Here is a 16,730-nt window from a genome sequence, read left to right on the forward strand (position 1 = left end):
ACATGGAAAAATGAAGCCCCGCCATAGGGCAGGGCTTCATTCTGTCGGTCTGATTACGGGGCTTTTGTTAGGAAAGCCACTGCTGGTGTTTGTACCAGTCATCGATATCCGATTTTACACGGTCCTTAGCGATGCCGTAACGTTCCTGAATCTTGCCTTCCAACTGCTCGCGGCGGCCATTAATCTGGTCGAGATCATCATCGGTGAGCTTACCCCACTGTTCCTTGACCTTACCCTTAGCCTGCTTCCAATTGCCTTCTACGCGATTCCAGTCCATTGGATTTCCTCCGTTCTGGTTGTTGTGACTAGTTAACGCGCGGGATGCCGATTGGTTTCAGATTTTTTGGCCAGAATCAGTGCTTTTAATGGTCTAGGCCGGTTTTAGGCTTTGCTGAATGGCGCTTAAAGCCCGAGGAATTTGAAAGGTTTTGCGTCCTTGAAATCCTTGTTCACAACACCGGAAAAAATATTTCGCTGATCGGGACCAAGGTCGAGCTTCTGTACTTTTCCCTTATCGGCAGAGAAGTCCACCGTGTTCAGATCGACCCAGAAAACGTTAGGCGTCAGAGCCGATTCAAAGAAATAGAGCTTACGCTTTTGATCGGAAACAGTGCGCCAGCGTGTCGACGAGATGTTCGGCTCGTCTGGTGTTGTGATGCCGAACGGAACCGATGCGTTACGGATGACGCCGAAAACGCTCGCAAGCGCTTCAACAGGTTCTTCCGATTTTGGTACGGCATTCACATAGAAGGCGGCACGTGTGAAGCGATCAGATGCCCGGTTCGTACCCGGTAACATGACCGTTCCACCTATCTGCGACCAATAAGAGTGCAGCGCAAGCTGTTCGTCGAATGTCGGGGAATTGGTCATTACCTGATATTCACGGCTGTGATGGATGACCTGTTTTCCGTCGATATATTCGAAGATCGCACTATCGCCTGACGCATCCGATATTGACAGGTGAAGGGTCGCGAGCCGGTCCTGGCCGGGCACATTGTCTGTCACGATCGTGAATGGATTGGTGCTGAGTTCCTTGACCGCTTCGTCAACGGTGGCAAAGTTATCGAGTACATATTGTGCCCAGGCTGCAATGGAAAGGCCAGGGCCGGTTCCATCATATTTCGGATATTCGGATTCGACCAGCCACAGCACATTGGCAACGAGGCCAGCTTCGTTCATCCCATCGGTTGTCGAAATATCGTAGCCGGAGGAAATCACGCTGCCATATTTGGACGTCCACTTGATGGAATTGGGCCCAGCCTCGCCATTGCGGTCCATGCCGCGCGGGAAAATCCAGAGATTGGTGCCGACATCGACCTTCCAATCCATGGAACGCGCCGTTATCACCTGATCATTGGCTCCAAGATAAACCACCCGTGTGCAAGCTTCAGCGACGGGTGCAGCAAACATGCTGAATGCGACAAGTGCGCTCGTGCACGCGGCTGCAAAGGACTTCTTCAGAATAGCCATTGGTAACCCCCTAGGTGAAACGGCCTACACATTCATCATCATGAGCGCTTCGTTTTATGGCTTGGTGTGAAGCTGCCACTGCACTCAATCTGTATTTATCTTTCGCCGCCATAGCCGCGGCGCTTCCAATCTGCCAGCGGCATAATGTCGGGCGGACCGCCGCCTGCTTCGTACCAGGAGTCAACCGCCCAGCGTTCACTATCCTTGGCTTGGATAACCGCTGTCCAATGAGGATAGCGCCCATCGAAAAAGCTGCCGCGTGCGGTTTTGCGCACAGGAGCATGATGTTTCAGCCAGCCGCGAGAATCCAGATAACGGATGAAATTGTCCGTATTGGTCGATTCATCAATGCAGTCCATCTGCCCTTTGATGCGGGCCTTGCCAAACTGCATGCGAGGCTTGTCACGAACGCCGATGGCGGCTGTACTGCGCTGTTCAAATAAAGCGACTGCTGCTCGAAGAGCTTTGCGTTCGGCGGCAGGAGACTGCGCGCCTTGCCGCATGAGATTCTGTATGCGGCGTAGATCCTGATCGGATAGCGTTACCTTGGTCTTGTAGTAGCACTCGTAGCCGTGACAGACCCGGAAAGTCTGGGCCTCGGCCTTTGGTAAGGCTACGAAGAGTGTCAACGCTGTGATGGCTATCGAAAGAGATTTCATTCGAAAGATCAGCTCGATTTCTGGTTTGTAAATAGAAGCGACGGTTCGAGCCGCTCTATTCCCTGATATGGATTGGCATGGATTGCGAGAATCCAAAGACAAAATGCTGCCGTGATCGAATAGATTACCATGGCTTTGATGCCAGCACTTACCCTGTCTGCATGAGTGGCTGCGATGGTGATGATGGTCAGGATCGTCAGCGAAAACAGCAGATACCATTTATACATGTCAACTGATGTCGAGCCGACAGAGAGGCGCGTATTGCGGGCGTCCTGCAATTCGTCAAAGTCATGCACGAGCTGCGATATTATCGGCGACGGAATGTCAGTCTTCGCAAGCTTCACGATCTCGCGGCGTATATTCTGCAATGCAATTTCAACGGAATGCACAGGCGCGATGTTGCTGTTTCCAAGCCACTCGTCTTTGACGACTGCAGTGCGGTATTCAGAAAGAGATGCCACAAGTACTGGGGCATTCAGAATGTCGGGGCTTGCGGCTCCAATCAGCCGCGAAATGGATGATCGTTCTTCGCTCGTTGCCTGATCAGCTTTTGAGTTGGCCGTCCAGATATCGGCGGCAACAAACCCCAATGAAAGTGCCCATGCCGTCGCTATGGTGCTGATGAAAGCGCCAATCGGGATGGACAGAATATCATGATTGGCATGATGGGACAGAATGTGAAGCGCAAAGCGACCAACGAAGTAGACGGCAACGCCGAGGACCGCGAAAGTCACAAAAGAAAGATAAACGGATAGTTCAAATATGTAATTCATCCCGCGCCCAACGCCCCGCTAATTCAAGTAGATGACGAAAGCAGATCCATGTTGTGAATGGTTACTGTCAAAATCATCAAGCCTGTTCAGATAGTTGAGGCCATATCACCCAATCTTGCAAGCATGAAATCGTGACACATTATTTCTTGCTAAACAAAGAGCTTCCGTTCGATCCGTGTGGATAAGGTTTCCTACTTAGAGAAAAACAAAAGCCGCCGGAACAATCCAGCGGCTTTAGAGCGATTCCGGTTGCAATTGAATAGTTGGGACCGCTCCAACCATTTGTTTTTACGCGTCATCAGACGCAAAACTGCTTCGCGCTTTTGCTGGAAACGCTTTACAATACGTAAGCCGGATCAAAATTGGACGGAGAGGCCGATCACTGGGCCATGTTGTGTTACGTCATACTTGAACTTTTCGACGCCATCATTGTCCCGGTAGTCCTGATAGAGTGCGCGATAACCAACGCGCCATGTGGTCGGGACGTCGAATAACAAAGTGCGGTAGCCAAGGTAAATCTGGCCGTTAGCGCTGAGCTTGGTACCTGCACCAAAGCCGCCAATGTCGGCTTCAGCAAAGATGTTCCAGCGGTCATTGATGTCGTAGAAAACGCGGGTTCCGATAAATGGATCGGTCCAATCTGCTTTGCGAGAGGCGCTGAATGGTCCGACATTGACCTGGGCCTTGATCTCTGTCCAGCGCACCCCTACGGTCGGTTCAATGGCAAAAATTCGCTGCCCGCCGAAAAGCGTTGTGCCGTCCAGTTGCTGTTCATAAAGGCGATAGTAGACACCACCTGAAAGCGTCGTCGACTTGATATCCATGTCGAGCTGTTCGTCGCGAATGTCGGCATCCTGACTGGTTTTGGTATATTGGCCGTCAAAATAAACGCCGAATTTGCCGTTCGTTACTTCGATATTGCCCATAAGACTCATATCGAGATTGTCCAGAATATCCCTGAACGGTACGTCTACATTCGTGCTCAATCCAAGCAGCCCGGCTTTACCATTCAATGATGCGCCCCAGACATAAGGGCTGAAGATAACGCGCCAGCGCTGTTGGTCCTGAATTTCTGTCTGCACAGGAGGAGGTGCGATAATGTCTGCCGCGTGCGATGCACCTGCTGCCGTTATTATAAAAGAAGTAGCTAATATAATATTTCGAAAAGTAGTGCTCAGTAAATTTTTACTATCGGAACGCGAATTGTTTCTGATCACGGCGTTGTCCCCTCGGAACCTAATTTAGAAACATATAAAAGACCCGACCTATAAAGGCATAATCAATGATTATGTTAATCATCGCAAGAAATAAACGGAAAAATGAAGGCAATACAGAGGTTTTGTCTGTTGACTTTGCTTTAGCGTGGTCGCTCTATTCGCCAGCGATTGGATTAATGAATGTTTCTGGCTTCTGAGAATGTCGCCGAGCTCCCCAAGTGGCTGCATTTATCAATCCAGACAATCTAATTTTGTGATGAGGTTTATCATGCAAAAGAATTGGTCTATCTGGAAATCTTCCTGCCGGGTGTTGGCTCGCGGTGCAGCGATTGCGGCGCTTGCTTCCGCGCTCATCATTCCACAGGCAGCACAAGCCTGCACCAGCTTTGTACTGCCTACTACAGATGGAAGCATCGTCTATGGGCGCACGATGGAGTTTGCGTTCCCGATCGATTCACAAATGATCGTGCTTCCTCGCAATTTCGATATTGCGGCCACGCCAGCTGACGGCAAAACGGCCAAGACCTGGAAAGCCAAATATGCGGCTGTTGGCATGAATGCTTTTGGCGTTACTGCACTTGCTGACGGCATGAACGAGAAGGGGCTGACTGGCGGCGTTCTCTATTTCCCTGACTTTGCCGGCTATGCGGACCCGGCAGAAGCAAAGGCTGAAAACAGTCTCGCCCCGTGGGATGTCCTGACCTGGGCGCTTACGAATTTTGCAACGGTTGCCGAAGTGAAAGAAGCGCTCAACGATATTTCTGTCGTGACCGTTATTCAAAAGAACATGGGCATTGCGCCCCCGCTGCATTACACACTTCATGATGCAAGCGGCGCTTCGATTGTTATCGAACCTGTCGATGGCAAGCTGAAGGTCTATGATAATCCGCTGGGCGTGATGACCAACTCGCCTTCATTTGATTGGCATATGACCAATCTGCGGAATTACGTCAAACTCTCTCCGAACAATGCCAAGCCAGTGAAAATTCTCGGCGCTGAAATCAAGCCGCTCGGCGAAGGCTCGGGCATGCTGGGTATTCCGGGGGATACCACCCCTCCGTCGCGCTTCGTGCGGGCGAGTGCTTTTGTTCTTTCGGCAAAGCCTGTTGCAAGCGGCCCTGAAAGCGTGCGACTCGCCGAGCATATCGTGAACAATTTCGATATCCCGAAGGGCTGGATCGAAGAGCCGAACACGCCTGCTGAATATACCCAGTGGAGCACAATCGGCGATCTGAAGAACCAGGTCTATTACGTAAAGACGTATGACGATCCGGTTCTGCGCGGTGTTGCTTTCAAGGATCTTGATCTAGATGGCAAGGACATGGTCACGATTCAGATGCATCCGAAGCTTGAGCCTGCCTCACTGATTGAGAAAAAATAGGCTTACAGCGGTTCCAGTTAAGACTGAATCGTTGGAACCGCTGTAACTATTTGTTTTTACGCATTTGCCTCACGCAAAACCGCTTCGCACTTTTTGCTGAAAATGCTTTAGTTCTCGTTGAAACAAAGGGCGACCCGAGAGGTCGCCCTTTTGCCTTTGTCAGGGAACGTCGTCGTAGCCAACGACGCCGCCTTCATTTTCCATATTTGCAATGCGCTTTGATTCAGAGCGATTGAATTTCAGCCTCACGCCAAGTCCGCCGCCATTCTCCCATATGAACTGCGCACCAACTTTCTCGAGCGTATCCTGCAGGGTTTGAGCCTGCTCATCGGACGGAGAGCCGATCTTTCGTTCAAAATGCTCGATTATCTTAGCATCAATGCCCGAAAGCTGGGCTAGCCGCTCCCGCGTGAATTCCACCAGTGCACGTGCAGCGCGGCATTGCGGTCCTGTTATCATGGCAATCGTCCTCTTCATTCCAGATGAGTTCTGACGATAAGTCTATGACAAATCGCGATAATTGCCATGTGACGTTTTGCTGAAAAGTTGCGCCCTCTTGATCGATCACGCAATCTTGAGCTTTGCTTTTTTTCGTGAACAAAATTTGGCCACGATCTTCCTTGTCCCCGATCCGTCCGCTTCTTACATAAGCTATTGCGCCGCAGGAGAAGCGCCGTCGGCCCAGCGCATTGTCGGACCGGTAGTTCAGCCTGCCTCATAAACATAAAAGACAATGGTTCGCGATGACCACTTATAAGTATTTCATTTGGCCTGCATTTTTCACGGTCATTGGACTTCTCTGCGCTCTCTGGCTTGGATACTCGACGACTGGCACTGTTGGAGGCATGGTTTCTGTCTTCATCATTTGTGCGGTGTTGAGTGTGCTAGAAATCTCCCTTTCATTCGATAATGCCATCGTTAATGCGCGCATCCTGCGCGATATGACGCCTGAGTGGCAGCATCGGTTTTTGACCTGGGGTATCATTATTGCAGTCTTCGGCATGCGTATCATCTTTCCGCTCGCAATCGTTGCGGTTGCCATGTGGACAGATCCGATTTCGGCGCTGAAACTCGCTATATGGCAGCCAAATGAATATGCGCGGGTGATCGCGGAATCCCACACAGGTATCGCAGCCTTTGGCGGCACATTCCTGCTGATGGTCGGCATGAAATACTTCTTCGATGTCGAAAAAGACGTGCATTGGGTCAAGATCATTGAGAGCCGCATGTCAAAATTCGCATCGGTTCAAGGCGTTGAAATCGGCGTTGCCATCGCGCTGATCCTGTTCTTCTCCTATCAGCTCGATGCCGAGCATTCGCACACATTCCTGGTCGCGGCGCTGTTCGGCCTGTTGACCTTTCTGGCCGTTGAAGGCTTAGGCGAGGTGCTGGACGCTTCGCAGGAACAGGTGGATATGGTCCATCGCGGCGGTCTTGGTGCCTTCATCTATCTTGAAGTGCTTGATGCCAGTTTCTCGTTCGATGGTGTTATCGGTGCCTTTGCACTCACGACTAATCTCTTCGTTATCGCGATTGGCCTTGGCATTGGTGCGTTCTATGTTCGCTCGCTCACCATCATGCTGGTCGAGCGCAAGACACTTGGTCAGTATCGCTATCTTGAGCACGGCGCATTTTACGCCATCCTGGTGTTGGCCGTGATCATGTATGTGCAGACGCTCGTGCACATTCCGGAAGTCATCACCGGCTTGATCGGCGCTGTGCTAATCGGCCTCTCTTTGGTGTCCTCGATCCGCTTCAACAAGAATAACCCGGAGTGGCAGAAAGAGGCAGATGAGGCCGCGCTGCATTAAAGCCCAGGGTTAAAAGCCACTAAAAGGCGGCTTCGAGCCGCCTTTTTGTTTTTTACGCATTATCCTACGCAAAACCGCTTGGCATTTTTGCTGGCAATGCTCTCTTGACCGAATCGAAAGAGTTAGCGAGCCTTGATGCGCTTATGGTGCTATCGCCAGAGCATATCAGCATATGCCGCAAGTCTCGAAAAGATTGCGGCTGCGACTTTTCTGGAGAGGGGTCTTCCATGGTCGTTACTCGTTTGAGCAAGACCGCATTCGTTGCGGCAATCGCCTTCTTCGCCACACTCGTTTCTTTTGGCAATATTACCGACTACGGCAGTAATTTCGCATTCGTGCAGCATGTTCTGCTCATGGATACGATTTTCCCCGACGCGACGATCAAATATCGCGCCATTGACAGCAATTTCCTGCACAATGCCGGGTACATTTTGATCATTGCCGCTGAAACTGTGACGGCTATCCTATGCTGGATTGGAGCATTTGCGATGCTCGGCCGTCTGGGTGGTGATGCCGGTAGTTTCAATCGCTCCAAGAAATGGGCGATTGCCGGTCTCTCACTGGGCTTTCTTGTCTGGCAGGTTGGCTTCATGTCGATTGGTGGCGAATGGTTCGGCATGTGGATGTCATCCACATGGAACGGTATTGAATCCGCGTTCCGCTTCTTCATCACCATCATTGCCGTGTTGATTTATGTCGTTCTGCCTGATGGCGAGATCGAAAAATAATTAGAGCAAATGCGATGCAAGGGCGGGTTGATTGATGAACTCAACGCCCGCCTTTTGCATTTTCTCAAGCATGGCATTGATAGAGCCGCCTATGTCGATACCGCGACAGGCATCAAGCCGAACACGCACCTGAAAGCCATGTGAAATTGCGTCGAGTGCGGAATAGGCAACGCAGAAATCAGTGGCTAGTCCTGCGAGTGTCAGAGAACTGATATTGCGTTCGCGCAGATACCCTGCGAGGCCGGTCGGGGTCTGGTGATCGTTCTCAAAAAATGCCGAATAGCTGTCGATGCCGATGCGAAAACCCTTGCGGATAACCAGTTGCGCACGCGTCCATTGCAGATCAGGGTGAAAATCCGCGCCATGGGTGCCTTGAACGCAATGATCCGGCCATAATGTCTGCGGACCATAGGCCATATCGACTGTGTCGTAAGGCTGTTTACCCGGATGGCTTGTTGCGAAGCTGGAATGGCCTGCCGGGTGCCAATCCTGTGTCAGAATGACATGCTCACTCTCATCGATCAGCCGGTTGATTGCGGGAAGAATTTCATCGCCTTTATCGACGGCAAGTGCGCCGCCGGGGCAGAAATCATTTTGCACATCAACGACGAGAAGGGCGTGACCAATCATAAAATTGCTCCTGACTGCTTTGAGCCAACTATAGTCAGCAGCGCAGGCCCATACCAGCGAATATCCATGTTCTGGTATTACATTGTCTTTGGTGCTACCGACCAATTTTGTTGAGAGCGTATCCGGAAAATTGTTTCACATTTTTCGCAATAAGCTCTGAGGCCACAGGGGATAATCATGACGGATGTAATCACGCGCGATAGCAACGGAGCGCAGCTGAATGACGGCGATTCTGTTACGCTGATTAAGGATTTGAAGGTCAAAGGCACGTCAACTACGCTCAAGCGCGGTACGCTGGTCAAAGGTATTCGTTTGACGGGAAACCCGGATGAAGTTGATTGCAGCACCAAGCAGGTCAAAGGCCTTGTGCTGCGCACTGAATTTCTGAAGAAAGCTTAAAGCATTTCCAGTAAAAGTGCGCAGCGCCTACGCGGAAAAATCAGTCCAGTGGACTGATTTCCGATCCTGCTTCGATGCATCGGATAAGGCGTAAAAAAGTGAGCGTTTCCTTCGTTAAGTCAAAAATGGAAACGCTCTACGCATCAATTTCGACACGACCACGTGGGCGACTGCAGCAGGCGAGAATATAGCCTTCAGCGATTTCGTCATCGCGAATGCCGCCATTATGCGTCATCTCGGTTTCCCCACCGACGCATTTAACTTTGCAGGTTCCGCAAATGCCGAACTCGCAGGCGCTCGGGATCTTCAATCCACCATTGCGGGCTGCAAGCAGGATAGTGTCGTTTTCTGTGCATTCGACTTCAACGCCGGAAAGGCTAAAGACGACGCTGGCCGGTGCAACCGGCGCGGTTGGTGTGTTGGTGGTTGCTGCAAGTGAGGATGGCACCGGTACTGCAGAGATTTCCGTCGCAGGCTGAAAACTCTCCTGATGATAGTTGGTCATACCGAAGCCGGATTGTTCCAGCAGACCACGCACACCGTTCATGAACGGCTCTGGCCCACAGCAGAATACCTTGCGATGCAGGAAGTCAGGTGCCAGCAACTCCAGTCGTGCATGATCGATGCGGCCATGAAGGCCGAGCCAGACATGGCGCGCAGAAGACTGTTCCACGATGAAGGCAAGATGCATGGCTTCCATGCGGCCGGAAAGAAGTTCCAGTTCTTTGCGGAAGATAATGTCATCGGGGGTGCGCGCGCAGTTGATGAAGGCTACATCGGTTGCCGGTGCACAATCGAAAAGCCAGCGGGTCATTGACACCATAGGTGTGATGCCTGAACCAGCCGAAATGAACAGGTATTTCTCGCTTGGATGATTGGCGAGCGAGAAGTCGCCATTTGGACCATAGGCCTTGATCGTCATCGGCGGACGCAGATTATCGAGCATCCAGCGGGTGCCGATGCTGTCTTTCTGTGCCTTGACCGTAACCGAAATATGATAGGGCCGTGAAGGCGTGGATGAGAGCGTATATGTGCGCAACACCGGTCCAAGCCCATCGGACCGCTCGATTGGAAGTTCGAGCGTGATGAACTGTCCCGGCGTATAGCGAAACCAGTTGTCGTCCTGTGTTTTGAAGGAGAAGGTCATAACGTCCGGCGCTTCTTCGATAGCTGAGATGCATTGAAGCATCTGCAACCTGTCGTTCCACGGCAGCATCTCGTCCAGATATTTCAGAGGCTGCATGGCCTTCTCACTTCTCTATTGCTTTATTTTAGGCGCATCTTCTTCCGAAAACCGTTTTACACTTTTCGGGATACGCTTTTAGTTCAGGCTACGCGGCTAAGCTTTGCGACTTCGCCTTTCAGGCGAGGCGTGATGGTGTTGGTGTACCACTCGAGGAACTGCATCACGCCGCCTTCGTGCTCGACCGAATATGGGCCGGGCTGGTAAGCGGGCGATCGGATGCCGACCGCGTTCTCTTCCACGATCTGACGGTCCTGGTCGTTGGTCTGAATCCAGACATGCGTCAGCTCATCGAGGTCGTAATCAACGCCTTCAACGGCATCCTTGTGGACCAGCCACTTGGTTGTGACCATTGTTTCTTCGGCACTGATTGGCAGCACGCGGAAGGAGATGGCGTGATCCACCATCAGATGGTTCCATGTGGACGGATAGTTGAAGAGCAGCATGGCGCCGATATTGGTGTCACCAGCAACTTTATCGCTCAATGGCTTCTTAACGGCAGGCTTACCTGACATGGTATAGCTCACGGCGTCGCGTAGCAGCGGAATGCGAGTGATGCGATAGCGCCCGTCTTCCGACATGTTGAATTCAGCAGGTAGACCAATTGAAGCACAGTTTTTCCAGAGCTGGTTGATTTCCGGGTCTTCCATCACACCCTGAACGCCGGTTGCGCTAGGTGCTTCAGGATAAGTACGGCAGAGTTCTGGATGGTTGGCCGCACAGTGATAGCACTCACGGTTATTTTCCCATACCAGCTTCCAATTACCCTTCTCGATGATTGAGCTTTCAAAGGCGACCTTGGCTTCCTTGATGTTGTGCGGTGCGAGATAAGGCTCGACAAGCGCGCGGAAGCTGTTGAAGTCAGGTGCTTCGTCAGCGAGACAAACATAGATATAGCCTGCGACAGTTTCGCAATGAACGTGCTTCAGACCGTATTCTGCCGGCTTGAAATCCGGGCCGACCTGACGGGCGAACAGCAAGCGACCATCCAGTTCATAGGTCCACTGGTGATAAGGGCAGACGAGCTTTGCCGTGGTGCCTTTTTCGGCAGAACAAATGCGCGAACCGCGATGGCGGCAGGAATTGTGGAATGCGCGAATACCGCCCTGCGCATCACGCACGATCAGGACGGGATAAGCGCCAACCTGCACAGTCATATAGGAGCCGGTCTTCGGCAGTTCGCAATCATGGCCGACGAACAGCCAGTCGCGGTAAAAGATGTTTTCCAGATCCAGCTTATAATAGTCAGGATCAGTGTAAAACTTCTGTTCCAGGCTGAAATTTGGGTCGCGCCCTGTCAAAAGCCCCAGCATTTCATTGCGAACGTCCATAGAATCGAACCTTTGTGCCGTATCAAGGTCGTGCTAACGCTGTTCTCTCAGCGACGTTTGCTCGACCGACTGTTCCCGTTGTCTTCCGAAAGCACGGCTTTTCCCGTTATCTCAATGGCTTGTCTGTTCATTCTGTTCTGTTCAGACTGGCTTCCGTTGTCATGATTCAATCACTGAAATGTTCTAAACGCGCATTGGGATGCGACATGATTTTCGCGTAAAGACGACACGCCAAAATGACGCGCTGAGAATGGTGCTGGACTTCGCAATTGTGTGAGACTCTCTGTTGTGGGATTGCCAAGAGCACTCAAAGGCAGTTACCAAACTGCGAAATATATCCTGTTTCATTCTATGGGAGGCTTAGAGGCCATGAAACGTTCAGAAATTAATGAGATTATCCGCGAGAGCGACGCTTTCATCCGCTCGTTTGGTTATATCATGCCTCCCTTTGCTTATTGGTCGCCAGAAGAGCTGAAAACACGCACTTCCAGTGATGCGAAGGCAATTCTCGACGGTCGCCTCGGATGGGACATTACAGATTACGGTCAGGGCAAATTTGCCGATCTGGGTCTGTTTCTCTTCACCACGCGCAATGGTAATGCTGAAGATCTCAAGCGTGGTGGCGGTATGCTCTACGCCGAAAAGATCATGATTTCGCGCAAGAATCAGATTTCTCCAATGCATCGCCATGTGGTGAAGGCAGAAGACATCATCAATCGTGGTGGTGGTACGCTGGTGCTTGAGCTTTTCAATTCGCGCGCCGACGGCAGCGTGGATGAAGAAACCGAGGTCACGGTCGCGACGGACGGTCGTCTGGTTACGCAAAAAGCTGGCGCGCATCTCAAGCTTGCACCGGGCGAAAGTGTGACGCTTTTGCCGGGCAACTGGCACGCCTTCTGGGGTGAGGGTGGCGACGTGCTGATCGGTGAAGTATCGACCGTCAATGACGATCTGACGGATAATATTTTCCGCGAACCGATCGGACGCTTCTCAAATATTGAAGAAAACGAGAAGCCGGTACATCTACTTGTCTCAGATTACGATAAATGGCTCTGAACCTACCGATATTCTGGCTTTGGCCGTCTGCAAATGTCACTTTTCTGCTCTTCTGGTGCTTGCGTACCTTTAGGTACGCTGCGCGCCGGTTCTCGAAAATCACCATTTTCGACAGGCTATAACCGGAATCTTCGCAGGTCTGCGATAAACGAAAAAGGACCAAATCATGAAACTGGCGATGATCGGAACGGGCTATGTGGGTCTGGTTTCGGGCGTGTGTTTTGCCGAGTTCGGCTTTCACGTCACCTGTGTCGACAAAAATCCGTCGATCATCGAGCGCTTGACCGCGGGCAAGGTCACGATTTTTGAACCGGGGCTCGATGAGCTTATGGCGCGAAATATTCGTGACGGACGGCTTGAGTTCAGTACCGATCTTGCGACCAGTGTTGCAGATGCAGATGTGATCCTGATCGCTGTCGGTACTCCGTCACGACGCGGTGATGGTGAGGCGGATTTGCAGTATATTGAAGCGGCTGCCGATGAAATCGCAGCCGCCATGAAGCCGGGTGCGGTGGTCGTCATCAAGTCGACCGTCGTTGTCGGCACCAATGCGCGTATTCGTGATCGTATCGCTGCGGCACGTCCCGGTGTCCAATTTTCGATGGTTTCAAACCCTGAATTCCTGCGTGAAGGTTCAGCAATTGAAGATTTCATGCGTCCTGATCGCGTTGTGGTCGGTGTTGACGACGAGCGCGGCAAGGCTGCTATGCAGCGGCTTTACCGACCGCTTTATCTGCGTGAGACGCCGATGGTGGTTACATCATTGGAAAATGCTGAAATCATCAAATATGCGGCCAACGCCTTTCTTGCGATGAAAGTCACCTTCATCAATCAGGTTGCTGATCTTTGCGAGAAAACTGGTGGCAATGTGCAGGAAGTTGCTCGTGCCATTGGTATGGACAACCGCATTGGTTCAAAGTTTCTGCATGCGGGTCCTGGTTTTGGCGGCTCGTGCTTCCCGAAAGATACGCGCGCGTTTGCGGCTACAGGTAAAAAATACGATGCGCCACAATCTCTGATCGAAGAAGTGATTGCGGTCAACGAGGCGCGCAAACAGTCGATGGCGGAGCGGATTGTTGCAGCTGCTCACGAGAGCGGGACTAAAATTGTTGCTGTGCTGGGCATCGCTTTCAAACCGAATACGGATGATATCCGCGAGTCTCCTTCGCTCGATATCGTGACGGCTATTCAAAAGGCGGGGATTTCCGTGCGTGCGCACGACCCAGAAGCCATGGAGGCCGCAAAATCGGTTCTGCCAGATGTAACGTGGTGCGGCTCTGCCTATGAGGCAGCACAAGGCGCCGGTGTTGTAGCACTGTTGACCGAGTGGAATGCCTACCGTGCACTTGATCTCAAGCGCCTCGCGAGTGTGATGGAAGGCAAGGTGCTGATGGATCTGCGTAACGTCTATAAGGCGGATGATGTGGTTGGCACCGGGCTGGATTATCGTTCAGTCGGGCGTGCGCTCAAAGCGTGATATTTCAAACTGGAACGCCGATCTGATATCGTCAGATCGGCGTTTTGATTTTGGGTTGGGCAGGGTGATTTAATCAGCTGCCGTAGTTCGCTTTTTCTCATTGGCAATGAGCCAGAGATTGCGAACATAAACAATCAGGCCCAGTGCCTGACCGGCGATGAACACCGGGTCTTTGCGCTGGATCGCATAGATCAGAAGAAGCGCACCGCCGAACAGCGAAAAGAACCAGAATGCCACTGGCATAACGCTCTTCTTGGCTTTTTCCGACGCCAGCCACTGCACCACAAAACGCATGGTAAAGCAGGCCTGTGCAATGAAGCCCAGAATGATCCAGCCATCCCATTGTGCTACGAAAACATCGTGCAGCCATTGAGTGAGGCTGTTCAGAATGTCAGTCATGGGTAATCTCCGTCACACGCGGAACAACCTTACGACGCTTGCGCAACCACCACACGCCATAAAGGTCGAGGATACCGCGCAGGCCGCGGTCGAGAATGCCATAGTTGGATTTTCCGTGGCGGCGTTCCCGGTCGGTGACGTCGATATGCACGACATCGAAACCTTCGCGAAGCGCTAGCGCAGGCAAATAACGGTGCCAGCCGTCGAAGAACGGCAGCTGACGGAAAAGATCGGTGTGGAGCGCCTTCAGGCCGCAACCAGAATCGCGCGTCTTATCTTTCAGGATTGAGCCGCGCAGATTATTGGCAAAGCGCGAGGAAAGCTGCTTGAGCCTGGTGTCTGTACGCTTGAGGCGTTGACCTGCGGCAATACCAAAGGCTGGACCTGCATTCATGAGAGCATCTGCAAGCGCTGGCAAATAGGCTGGATTGTTCTGGCCGTCGCCGTCCATCGTGACGACGATCTGGCCGTGCGCTGCGAAAACACCTGAGCGCAGAGCGGCACTTTGGCCTGCAGAACGATCATGGCGGATATGGCGCAGCGGCCTGCCTGCGTGAATGCGGCCAGCCAGCACGTCACTGGTGGAATCTGTCGAGCCATCATCCACGACAATCACTTCATAAGCGCGACCAAGCATGGCACTGTCGACTTCATCGAGCAGAAAAGCGAGATTGTCGGCCTCATTGCGGCAGGGGATGACCACAGAAATCGTTGGTGTTGCCAAGCGGAGCTTCCTTCATTCCTTGCGCATTTGCCGTAAAACCGGTGTGCTTAATGTCTATGTACAGATGCCCTGTAGCGCGCAAGGCGGGCTCCATAACATTGATTGCGAGGCAAACCAAGATGTTTCAAGAAATCGTGAGTTTGATCCGGTCTTTGAATATCTGCCGGTTTTAACCGGAGATGCGGCTGGACGGAAGTGCTTCAGCGAGCCAATCCAGAAAATTCTGCGTCACTTCATCCCGGTTGATCTCATTCAGGCTTTCGTGGCGGGTGCCGGGATAGATGGTGCAAGTGACATTGCTAAAGCCCAACGCCAGCATTCTGTCCGCCAGTTTGCGCGTGGCTTTGGCTTTATCTGTTGCCGGATCTTCAGTCCCGCCAACGAGATTGAACGGCAGATCTTTGCGGATGTTCGCGAAATTGCTGTCGGTTGCGCCGTTCTTCATCATGCGGAAGACGTCAATCCAAAGTGCCACACTTGCATCAAAACCACAGAGAGGATCGTTCACATAAGCTTCTACTTCTGCCGCATCACGAGACAGCCAGTCAAAAGCAGTGCGATGACCCGGAATGGAATTGCCCCATGCCCGGAATGTAAGCTTTGGCAGCAGCGCGCTTGGCACGTCCGAGCCTTTGAGCATGCGCTCGGTATAAAGCAATGCCATTGCAGCACTGTTCTCGATACCACCATTGAAATTGGCGTTCCATACAGCGGCCGCATCCACCGTATCCGAATGCGCAAGGGTGTAGTTCAGCGCGATAAGCCCGCCCATTGAGTGGCCGAATAACACCACGGGCAGGTCGGGATTGGTTGCATGAATATGGCGGTTTAGCGCCAGAACATCCGCGATAGCCACTCTATTGCCGTCTTTTGGTGCGAACATGCCTCTTGGTGCATGTGGACCGATATTGGCTCCATGTCCGCGATGATCGTGTGCGTACACATGATACCCCGCCTGGTTCAGTGCTATGGCAAAACGGGTATAGCGAGCCGAGTGTTCGGCAAGTCCATGACAGATATGGACGACAGCTTTCGGGTTTGAGGCCAACGACTGCCGATAGGGCAGTTCGGTTCCGTCCGGCAGAGGCAAGCGGTGAATGGTTTCAAATGACATAATGCCATCAGAATTTATGCCGCGCAAATAGTCAAATTCTCTTTTTGTAGCGTCTCAATAAAAGGCATCCAGAGGTTGAATGAGGTAATTTTAGGCATTTGCTTTTTTTGAGAAAATTCCGCTTGAAAACCGCGAAATCCTAAGCAAATCTATCTCTGTCAGGGGATATGGACGGAGTTTTGAAGAGAATTCAGAGGCGCAGAAACGAAGACCATAGCGTATCGCATGGACATGATGGAACACGATAGGCTTTGGTCGTTAAGGCATAACCAGCAGGCCATTCGGCGAAAGGGAGGAAACTTTCCCGAGTGGTGGCCA

Annotated in this window: 18 protein-coding genes; 6 read left to right on the plus strand and 12 right to left on the minus strand. The window is 51.9% G+C overall.

Annotated elements, in window-relative coordinates:
* Positions 1–67: 67 nt before the first annotated feature.
* The 5 genes from QBD00_RS01585 to QBD00_RS01605 form a co-directional block, all read right to left on the minus strand.
* A complete protein-coding gene (locus QBD00_RS01585) occupies positions 68–277 on the minus strand; it encodes a CsbD family protein (RefSeq protein ID WP_007875896.1) in 210 nt (69 codons plus the stop codon).
* Between the two features lie 125 nt (positions 278–402).
* A complete protein-coding gene (locus tag QBD00_RS01590) occupies positions 403–1,470 on the minus strand; it encodes a linear amide C-N hydrolase (RefSeq protein WP_318578501.1) in 1,068 nt (355 codons plus the stop codon).
* Positions 1,471–1,565: 95 nt separating this feature from the next.
* The gene (locus QBD00_RS01595; RefSeq protein WP_151094953.1) at positions 1,566–2,129 is read right to left on the minus strand and encodes a hypothetical protein; all 564 of its coding nucleotides are present in this window, start codon (positions 2,127–2,129) and stop codon (positions 1,566–1,568) included.
* 8 nt (positions 2,130–2,137) lie between these two features.
* Positions 2,138–2,902 (minus strand): hypothetical protein, encoded by a 765-nt coding sequence (locus QBD00_RS01600; RefSeq protein WP_095447000.1) that lies wholly within the window; start codon positions 2,900–2,902, stop codon positions 2,138–2,140.
* A gap of 356 nt (positions 2,903–3,258) precedes the next feature.
* Entirely contained in the window at positions 3,259–4,119 is an 861-nt protein-coding gene (locus QBD00_RS01605; protein ID WP_191793718.1) for a hypothetical protein, read from the minus strand.
* A 268-nt stretch (positions 4,120–4,387) separates the two neighbouring features.
* Between QBD00_RS01605 and QBD00_RS01610 the strand changes: the two genes are divergently transcribed.
* Positions 4,388–5,500, plus strand: a complete 1,113-nt coding sequence (locus QBD00_RS01610) for a choloylglycine hydrolase family protein (protein WP_318578502.1) — start codon at positions 4,388–4,390, stop codon at positions 5,498–5,500.
* A 159-nt stretch (positions 5,501–5,659) separates the two neighbouring features.
* Here QBD00_RS01610 and QBD00_RS01615 read toward each other — a convergent pair whose 3' ends face one another.
* The gene (locus tag QBD00_RS01615) at positions 5,660–5,959 is read right to left on the minus strand and encodes an XRE family transcriptional regulator (RefSeq protein ID WP_318578503.1); all 300 of its coding nucleotides are present in this window, start codon (positions 5,957–5,959) and stop codon (positions 5,660–5,662) included.
* A gap of 284 nt (positions 5,960–6,243) precedes the next feature.
* Here QBD00_RS01615 and QBD00_RS01620 point away from each other — a divergent pair, with 284 nt between their 5' ends.
* Together QBD00_RS01620 and QBD00_RS01625 are read left to right on the plus strand one after the other, a co-directional pair.
* Positions 6,244–7,311: a DUF475 domain-containing protein gene (locus tag QBD00_RS01620; protein WP_095446996.1), complete on the plus strand. Its 1,068-nt coding sequence runs from the start codon at positions 6,244–6,246 to the stop codon at positions 7,309–7,311.
* Between the two features lie 227 nt (positions 7,312–7,538).
* On the plus strand, positions 7,539–8,039 hold the full coding sequence (locus QBD00_RS01625) for a DUF2165 family protein (protein ID WP_095446995.1): 501 nt from the start codon (positions 7,539–7,541) through the stop codon (positions 8,037–8,039).
* On the opposite strand, the gene pncA is transcribed toward QBD00_RS01625, so the two are convergent.
* On the minus strand, positions 8,040–8,669 hold the full coding sequence (pncA, locus tag QBD00_RS01630; RefSeq protein ID WP_318578504.1) for a bifunctional nicotinamidase/pyrazinamidase: 630 nt from the start codon (positions 8,667–8,669) through the stop codon (positions 8,040–8,042). It abuts the gene before it with no gap.
* Positions 8,670–8,846: 177 nt separating this feature from the next.
* On the opposite strand from pncA, the gene QBD00_RS01635 reads away from it, so the two are divergent.
* The gene (locus QBD00_RS01635) at positions 8,847–9,068 is read left to right on the plus strand and encodes an alkylphosphonate utilization protein (RefSeq protein ID WP_095446993.1); all 222 of its coding nucleotides are present in this window, start codon (positions 8,847–8,849) and stop codon (positions 9,066–9,068) included.
* A gap of 136 nt (positions 9,069–9,204) precedes the next feature.
* Here the strand turns inward: QBD00_RS01635 and QBD00_RS01640 are convergent, their stop codons facing one another.
* Both QBD00_RS01640 and QBD00_RS01645 read right to left on the minus strand, forming a co-directional pair.
* Positions 9,205–10,311 carry a hybrid-cluster NAD(P)-dependent oxidoreductase gene (locus tag QBD00_RS01640; protein WP_318578505.1) on the minus strand — a complete coding sequence of 369 codons (1,107 nt, stop codon included), beginning with the start codon at positions 10,309–10,311 and terminating at the stop codon, positions 9,205–9,207.
* 83 nt (positions 10,312–10,394) lie between these two features.
* Positions 10,395–11,642, minus strand: a complete 1,248-nt coding sequence (locus QBD00_RS01645) for an aromatic ring-hydroxylating dioxygenase subunit alpha (RefSeq protein ID WP_318578506.1) — start codon at positions 11,640–11,642, stop codon at positions 10,395–10,397.
* Between the two features lie 369 nt (positions 11,643–12,011).
* Here QBD00_RS01645 and QBD00_RS01650 point away from each other — a divergent pair, with 369 nt between their 5' ends.
* Both QBD00_RS01650 and QBD00_RS01655 read left to right on the plus strand, forming a co-directional pair.
* Positions 12,012–12,698 carry a D-lyxose/D-mannose family sugar isomerase gene (locus QBD00_RS01650; RefSeq protein ID WP_095446990.1) on the plus strand — a complete coding sequence of 229 codons (687 nt, stop codon included), beginning with the start codon at positions 12,012–12,014 and terminating at the stop codon, positions 12,696–12,698.
* 166 nt (positions 12,699–12,864) lie between these two features.
* Positions 12,865–14,175 (plus strand): UDP-glucose/GDP-mannose dehydrogenase family protein, encoded by a 1,311-nt coding sequence (locus QBD00_RS01655; protein ID WP_318578507.1) that lies wholly within the window; start codon positions 12,865–12,867, stop codon positions 14,173–14,175.
* A 69-nt stretch (positions 14,176–14,244) separates the two neighbouring features.
* Here QBD00_RS01655 and QBD00_RS01660 read toward each other — a convergent pair whose 3' ends face one another.
* The 3 genes from QBD00_RS01660 to QBD00_RS01670 all read right to left on the minus strand — a co-directional run bounded on the left by QBD00_RS01660 (position 14,245) and on the right by QBD00_RS01670 (position 16,412).
* On the minus strand, positions 14,245–14,574 hold the full coding sequence (locus tag QBD00_RS01660; protein ID WP_095446988.1) for a lipid-A-disaccharide synthase N-terminal domain-containing protein: 330 nt from the start codon (positions 14,572–14,574) through the stop codon (positions 14,245–14,247).
* Complete coding sequence (locus QBD00_RS01665; protein WP_095446987.1) at positions 14,567–15,298, minus strand: glycosyltransferase family 2 protein; 732 nt, start codon at positions 15,296–15,298, stop codon at positions 14,567–14,569. The genes QBD00_RS01660 and QBD00_RS01665 overlap by 8 nt, the downstream gene beginning before the upstream one ends.
* A gap of 169 nt (positions 15,299–15,467) precedes the next feature.
* Positions 15,468–16,412, minus strand: coding sequence for an alpha/beta hydrolase (locus QBD00_RS01670; RefSeq protein ID WP_318578508.1), 945 nt, complete (start codon positions 16,410–16,412; stop codon positions 15,468–15,470).
* Positions 16,413–16,730 lie beyond the last annotated feature (318 nt).

The sequence above is a fragment of the Ochrobactrum sp. AN78 genome (assembly GCF_029909885.1).
In the GTDB taxonomy this organism is placed as follows: domain Bacteria; phylum Pseudomonadota; class Alphaproteobacteria; order Rhizobiales; family Rhizobiaceae; genus Brucella; species Brucella quorumnocens.

Coding starts and splice junctions, on each gene's coding strand:
- QBD00_RS01635 (WP_095446993.1), top strand. CDS start 8,847: ATGACGGATGTAATCACGCGCGATAGCAACGGAGCGCAGCTGAATGAC.
- QBD00_RS01660 (WP_095446988.1), bottom strand. CDS start 14,574: ATGACTGACATTCTGAACAGCCTCACTCAATGGCTGCACGATGTTTTC.
- QBD00_RS01600 (WP_095447000.1), bottom strand. CDS start 2,902: ATGAATTACATATTTGAACTATCCGTTTATCTTTCTTTTGTGACTTTC.
- QBD00_RS01625 (WP_095446995.1), top strand. CDS start 7,539: ATGGTCGTTACTCGTTTGAGCAAGACCGCATTCGTTGCGGCAATCGCC.
- QBD00_RS01645 (WP_318578506.1), bottom strand. CDS start 11,642: ATGGACGTTCGCAATGAAATGCTGGGGCTTTTGACAGGGCGCGACCCA.
- QBD00_RS01585 (WP_007875896.1), bottom strand. CDS start 277: ATGGACTGGAATCGCGTAGAAGGCAATTGGAAGCAGGCTAAGGGTAAG.
- QBD00_RS01640 (WP_318578505.1), bottom strand. CDS start 10,311: ATGCAGCCTCTGAAATATCTGGACGAGATGCTGCCGTGGAACGACAGG.
- QBD00_RS01610 (WP_318578502.1), top strand. CDS start 4,388: ATGCAAAAGAATTGGTCTATCTGGAAATCTTCCTGCCGGGTGTTGGCT.
- QBD00_RS01595 (WP_151094953.1), bottom strand. CDS start 2,129: ATGAAATCTCTTTCGATAGCCATCACAGCGTTGACACTCTTCGTAGCC.
- QBD00_RS01650 (WP_095446990.1), top strand. CDS start 12,012: ATGAAACGTTCAGAAATTAATGAGATTATCCGCGAGAGCGACGCTTTC.
- QBD00_RS01615 (WP_318578503.1), bottom strand. CDS start 5,959: ATGATAACAGGACCGCAATGCCGCGCTGCACGTGCACTGGTGGAATTC.
- QBD00_RS01590 (WP_318578501.1), bottom strand. CDS start 1,470: ATGGCTATTCTGAAGAAGTCCTTTGCAGCCGCGTGCACGAGCGCACTT.
- QBD00_RS01670 (WP_318578508.1), bottom strand. CDS start 16,412: ATGTCATTTGAAACCATTCACCGCTTGCCTCTGCCGGACGGAACCGAA.
- QBD00_RS01655 (WP_318578507.1), top strand. CDS start 12,865: ATGAAACTGGCGATGATCGGAACGGGCTATGTGGGTCTGGTTTCGGGC.
- pncA (WP_318578504.1), bottom strand. CDS start 8,669: ATGATTGGTCACGCCCTTCTCGTCGTTGATGTGCAAAATGATTTCTGC.
- QBD00_RS01620 (WP_095446996.1), top strand. CDS start 6,244: ATGACCACTTATAAGTATTTCATTTGGCCTGCATTTTTCACGGTCATT.